The sequence below is a fragment of the Streptomyces sp. NH27 genome, assembly GCF_056859195.1.
Genome location: NZ_JACEGK010000500.1, coordinates 1 through 6,001, shown reverse-complemented (window position 1 = coordinate 6,001; position 6,001 = coordinate 1). Strand labels below are relative to the sequence as shown.

Annotated in this window: 4 protein-coding genes and 1 pseudogene; 3 read left to right on the top strand and 2 right to left on the bottom strand. The window is 74.0% G+C overall.

Translation table 11 applies throughout. The annotated features are described in order from the left end of the window. The coding region (locus AC13HU_RS30385; RefSeq protein ID WP_483045184.1) for a BACON domain-containing protein at nt 1–1,617 on the bottom strand (1,617 nt) is incomplete at its 3' end. A gap of 151 nt (nt 1,618–1,768) precedes the next feature. On the opposite strand from AC13HU_RS30385, the gene radA reads away from it, so the two are divergent. Beyond that, nucleotides 1,769–3,145, top strand: coding sequence for a DNA repair protein RadA (radA, locus tag AC13HU_RS30380; RefSeq protein ID WP_483045183.1), 1,377 nt, complete (start codon nt 1,769–1,771; stop codon nt 3,143–3,145). Between the two features lie 308 nt (nt 3,146–3,453). After that, nucleotides 3,454–4,614: a DNA integrity scanning diadenylate cyclase DisA gene (gene disA / locus AC13HU_RS30375; RefSeq protein ID WP_483045182.1), complete on the top strand. Its 1,161-nt coding sequence runs from the start codon at nt 3,454–3,456 to the stop codon at nt 4,612–4,614. A gap of 94 nt (nt 4,615–4,708) precedes the next feature. Here the strand turns inward: disA and AC13HU_RS30370 are convergent, their stop codons facing one another. Continuing rightward, complete coding sequence (locus AC13HU_RS30370; RefSeq protein ID WP_483045181.1) at nt 4,709–5,488, bottom strand: hypothetical protein; 780 nt, start codon at nt 5,486–5,488, stop codon at nt 4,709–4,711. 286 nt (nt 5,489–5,774) lie between these two features. On the opposite strand from AC13HU_RS30370, the pseudogene AC13HU_RS30365 reads away from it, so the two are divergent. Next, a pseudogene (locus tag AC13HU_RS30365) lies at nt 5,775–6,001 on the top strand (hypothetical protein); the annotation flags it as partial.

The following is a 6,001-nucleotide window of genomic DNA, read 5'->3' as shown; positions in this document are numbered from 1 at the left end:
GCTCGGCGGCGGGGAGGACGAACTCGGCGGCGGGGAGCCGCTCTCCGTGCTCCCCCCGGTCGGCGAAGCGGAAACCGGCGGCACGGACCGCCGCGACGACCCCTGGAACGTGACCGTCGCGTCGCCCGGTGTGAACCTGATCTGTGCCGACCACGACCCCGACGGCTCCAGGGAACGGTCCACCCGGATCACCAGAGTGACCGTTTCCCCTGGCTTCAAGGTGCCCGAACGCGCCGAGAACTCCAGCCAGTACGCGGAAGTGGCCGCTGTCCACCGCACCGGCGCGGCACCCCCCGCGGTGAGCGTGACGTACGTGCTCCCGCGCCCGGGCCGCGCCGAGACCTCCAGCCAGCCGGCGCCCTCGGGCACCGACGCGGCCGGCGGCGCCGTGCCCCCGCTGACCGCCACGGTGGTGCCCTGCGGCGCCCCGGCGGACGACGGCGCACCGGAGTCCTCCGGCACCGCGGGCGCGCTCGGTGAGGGAGCGGCGTGGCCCGCCTTCTCGTACGGCGCCCCGTCGATCCCTTCCGGCGCGGACGTGCTGCGCCCGTCGTGCGGGTTCTCGCCCAGCGGCGTGGCCCGGTAGGCCGCCCACACCGCGAGCACGGGCGCGGCCACGACCGCCGCGACCACCGTGGTGGTCACCGCACGGTGCCGCAGCACCGCCCGCCGTGCCGCCTTGTCGCCGAGGTCGGTCGGGAAGCCGCGCCGGTCGAAGCGCGGCGTGGACTCCCGGGCCCGCCCGAACCCGACGTCCATGGCATACAGCAGCGCCGCGTACGCCGCCGAACGCGGTGCCTCCACCAGCGGCAGCACCGCCGCGGCGTCGGCCGCGCCCGGCCACGGCCCGTCGGCGACGACCCGCTCGGCGGTGCGCCGGCACACCGGGCAGTCGTCGACGTGCCGGACCAGTTCGGTGCGCAGCGCGGTGCCGAGCAGCACCTGTTTGTCCCCGGCCAGCTGTGCCACCTCCGGGCAGCTCCCGGTGTCCACGACGGCCAGCGCCGTACGGGTCCGCTCCACCTCGCAGGCGGCCCGGGCCAGCCGGGTCCTGACCGATTCCGCGTCGAGCCCGACCACATGGGCGACCTCGCGCGGCGCGAGCTGGTGGCGTACCGCCAACTCCAGCGCCTCGCGCTGCTCCGGGCTGGTGCCGGCCGACTCCGGCCAGGCCAGCGAGGCGAGTTGGGCCCGCCGCTGCTCGGCCACCGACTCCGAGGTGTGCGGCGCGACCGGCTTGCCCGCCGCGAGCCGGCGCAGGCACACCCACCGGGCGAGCGCGTACAGCCACGGCCTGCGCAGCCCCGGGTCGCGCAGCCGGACCCGCTGCCGCTCGGCCAGCGCCAGCACCTCGCCGAGCGCGCCGGCCGCCGCGTCGTGCTCGCACAGGATGGACAGGCAGTACGTGAACAGGCCGTCGAGATACGGCTCGTAGTGCGCCGGGGGCTGTATGGGCAGCGTGCCCTGCGGCCGCCGGGCACGGCCCTCGCGGCGGCCGCCGGGCCCCCGACCGGCCCGTTCGGGCTCCGCGTCGCCGCACGGCCGTCCGGACGAAGCACGGTGCTTGCGGTGGGCTCCGGTGCTCTGCGTCGAGTTGGGGCTTTCCTGCCTGCTCATCACCGGGCGACGGTAGGCCGGCGAACGCCCCCGGTTCAGCACTCCCGGCCTTCTTTAACCCTTATGGGTAATGATCCGCCACAAAAGGGGAAAGTACGGCCACACGTACGAGTGAACGCGGTTGTCGGTCCGGCCCGCTACGGTGAACGGCATGGCCACCCGCAAACCCGCGTCCAAGGACCGCCCCTCCTATCGCTGCACCGAGTGCGGCTGGACCGCGGTGAAGTGGCTCGGCCGCTGCGGCGAGTGCCAAGCCTGGGGCACCGTCGCGGAGTTCGGCGGCGCACCCGCGGTCCGCACCACCGCCCCCGGCCGGGTGACGACGGCGGCCCGCCCGATCGCCCAGGTCGACGGCACCCAGGCCACCGCGCGCTCCACCGGCGTACCCGAGCTGGACCGGGTGCTCGGCGGCGGCCTGGTGCCCGGCGCCGTCGTCCTGCTGGCCGGCGAGCCCGGCGTCGGCAAGTCCACGCTGCTGCTCGACGTGGCCGCGAAGGCATCGGGCCCGCAGGCCCCGACGCTCTACGTCACCGGCGAGGAGTCCGCCTCCCAGGTGCGGCTGCGCGCCGACCGGATCGGCGCCCTCGCCGACCACCTCTACCTCGCCGCCGAGACCGACCTGTCCGCGGTCCTCGGCCACCTCGACGACGTCAAGCCGGGCCTGCTCGTCCTCGACTCCGTGCAGACCGTCGCCTCGCCCGAGATCGACGGCGCGCCCGGCGGCATGGCCCAGGTCCGCGAGGTCGCCGGCGCCCTGATCCGCGCGTCCAAGGAGCGCGGGATGTCCACGCTGCTGGTCGGCCACGTCACCAAGGACGGCGCGATCGCCGGGCCCCGGCTGCTGGAGCACCTGGTCGACGTCGTACTCAGCTTCGAAGGCGACCGGCACGCCCGGCTGCGGCTGATCCGCGGGGTGAAGAACCGCTACGGCGCGACCGAGGAGGTCGGCTGCTTCGAACTCCACGACGAGGGCATCACCGGTCTCGCCGACCCCTCCGGGCTCTTCCTCACCCGCCGCGACGAGCCCGTGCCCGGCACGTGCCTGACCGTCACCCTCGAAGGGCGCCGGCCCCTGGTCGCCGAGGTGCAGGCGCTCACCGTGGACACCCAGATCCCCTCCCCGCGCCGCACCACGTCCGGCCTGGAGACCTCCCGGGTGTCCATGATGCTGGCCGTCCTCGAACAGCGCGGCCGGATCAAGTCCATCGGCAAGCAGGACATCTACACCGCCACCGTCGGCGGGGTGAAGCTCACCGAGCCCGCCGCCGACCTCGCGGTCGCCCTCGCGCTCGCCAGTGCCGCGATCGACACACCCCTGCCGAAGAACCTCGTCGCCGTCGGCGAGGTCGGCCTCGCCGGCGAGGTGCGGCGCGTCACCGGCGTCCAGCGCCGCCTCTCCGAGGCCCACCGCCTCGGCTTCACCCACGCCCTCGTCCCCCCCGACCCCGGGAAGATCCCTCCGGGCATGCGCGTCACCGAAGTCGCCGACATCTCCGACGCGCTCCGCGCCCTCCCCCGCCGATCCTGACCCCCGGGGTTGTGTGCCGCCGGTCAAGGGACCACCTGCCGGTGGACGGTTGCGCGCGCAGCCACAACGCACCCGCAGACAAGCACGCACCGCAAGGGGCACCGCCAGGGGCGCGGGGAACTGCGCGCGCAACCCACAACGCACCGGCACCCGGCGACGGCGGGACACCGTAGCGGCGAGACCCCTTCGTACCCCCCACAAACAGCTGGTCCCTGAACCGACAGCACAGCCCACCCCGGGCGGGTCCGCCCAAGCCCCCCGCAGGGAGTCGTAAACTTTGCCCAAAAGCAGCGACCGTGAGGAGCAGAGTGGCAGCCAACGACCGGGCAGGGGGCGCCGTCCCGGCTCGTAGGGCAGCGGGCGACTCCTCCGGGCGCGCCGGCAGCGGGCTGGGCAGCGACGGCGGCCTGATGCGCGCCTCACTGAGCGCGGTCGCCCCGGGCACCGGCCTGCGGGACGGCCTGGAACGGATCGTCCGCGGCAACACCGGCGGCCTGATCGTCCTCGGCATGGACAAGACCGTCGAATCGCTCTGCACCGGCGGCTTCGTCCTGGACGTGGAGTTCACCGCGACCCGGCTGCGCGAGCTGTGCAAGCTCGACGGCGCCCTGATCCTCGACAAGGACATCACCAAGATCCTGCGGGCCGGCGTGCAGCTCGTGCCGGACCCGACCATCCCCACCGAGGAGACCGGTACCCGGCACCGCACCGCGGACCGGGTCAGCCGCCAGGTCAACTTCCCGGTGGTGTCGGTCAGCCAGTCGATGCGGCTGATCGCGTTGTACGTCGACGGGCAGCGCCGCGTGCTGGAGGACTCCGCGGCGATCCTGTCCCGCGCCAACCAGGCCCTGGCCACTCTGGAGCGCTACAAGCTCCGGCTCGACGAAGTGGCCGGCACCCTGTCCGCGCTGGAGATCGAGGACCTGGTGACGGTGCGCGATGTCACCGCCGTCGCCCAGCGGTTGGAGATGGTGCGCCGTATCGCCACCGAAATCGCCGAGTACGTCGTGGAGTTGGGCAGCGACGGACGCCTGCTCTCTCTCCAGCTGGACGAGTTGATCGCCGGCGTGGAGCCCGAGCGCGAGCTCGTCGCGCGCGACTACGTCCCGGAGCCGACCGCCAAGCGCAGCCGTACCGTCGTCGAGGCGATGGCCGAGCTGGACGCGCTGCCGCAGAGCGAGCTGATCGAACTCACCACGGTGGCACGCGCGTTGGGCTACACCGGGTCGCCGGAGTCGCTGGACTCCGCGGTCTCGCCGCGCGGTTACCGGCTGCTGGCGAAGGTGCCGCGACTGCCGAACACCGTCATCGAGCGGCTGGTCGAGCACTTCGGCGGCCTGCAGAAGCTGCTGGCCGCGAGCGTGGACGACCTCCAGACCGTCGAGGGCGTCGGCGAGGCCCGCGCCCGCTCGGTCCGCGAGGGCCTGTCCCGGCTGGCCGAGTCCTCGATCCTGGAACGGTACGTGTAACTCCCGCGCCTCCCGCCGGCCGGCCGTGCTTTCCGGTCCGGCGGGGTTCGCCCCTGCGGACCCCGCCCGGCGGCGGCGCCGTCAGCCGTCGCCGTCAGTCGTCCGTGAGCTGGAAGGACGCCTGCTTGCTGCCGTATCCGGACTTCTGGAGCTGCACCAGGTAGGTGCCGGGCTTGGCCTGCTCGCCCTTCGGATTCGCGCACTGCGGCGAGCTGGTCCTGCCGTCCCAGCGCAGCGTGTACGACATCGAGGAGTGCGCGGGGACCTGGAGCAGGTGGGAGCCGGCGGTCACGCAGTCGTCGGACGCCCAGACGTGACTGGCGCCCGGCGCGCCGGTGACCGTGAACACCGCGCTCTTCGGCCCGACGTCGATCTTGCAGCCGACCGCAGCGGAGTTGGCCGCCACCAGCCGGAACTCGGGGGCCTGGCCGGGCTGGTAGGAGTTGCGCACGCTGACGAGCGACAGCGTGACCGTGCCCGGGGCGCAGGTCGGCAGCGAGGAGTTTGCCGGTACCTCCTGGCCGGGCGCCGGCACCGCGCCGGAGCCGCCGCTGCCGGAACCGGCCGTCCCCGCGCCTGCCGTGGAGCCGCCGTCGCCCGCACCGCCGGTGTCCGAGCCGCTCGAAGAGCCGCCGCTCGTACCGCCGTTGTCGTCGCCACCGCTGCCCGAGCCGCCGGACGAGTCGCTCGGCGCGGTGTCGCGGCCGCCGGGCTCCCCGCCATGGTGCGGGCCGGACGGCGTGGGCCCCGGGGTGATCGTCGCCGCCGGGGTGTGCGAGTCGGCCGGGGCACTCGCTCCGTTCCCCCCGCCGCCACCACGGGTGGTGACCACCCACAGGACGATCGCGGCCGCCAGCGCGAGCAGGCACAGCACAACAACCCGCCGCCGCCAGTAGATAGACGATGGCAGAGGTCCGACAGGATTGCGCACAGAGCCCACAGACGCACTCTAAGGGAGATCGGTACCGTGGTGTCGCAACACCCGCCGCCATACGTCCGCTCTTTGCCGATCATCACGTTTACATCACCCCGAAGTTGCGCCCTCGACGGCTCAACTCGCCACCGCCCCGCCGGACCGCCCGATTCGGCCGTCACGTGTACGCGATGGATGATTACCGTCCGTGTCCGATGTCCCTGGCATGTGCGAGGATCGACCCGCGATGAGCAACGACCTCTCCCCCACCCAGCTTCCGGCGCCGCCCTCCTCGACGGACGACGCCCCGGCCGGCGCCTCCGGCGGCTCCGTCCGCCCCACGACCGCGCCCACGACCGCGCACCCGTCCGCTCCCACGCCGACACCCATGCCCACGTCCACGCCCACGCCCACCAGCGCATCCGCTGACCCGTCCGCGTCCGCACCCGCGTCCGCGACCGTATCCGCTCCCCC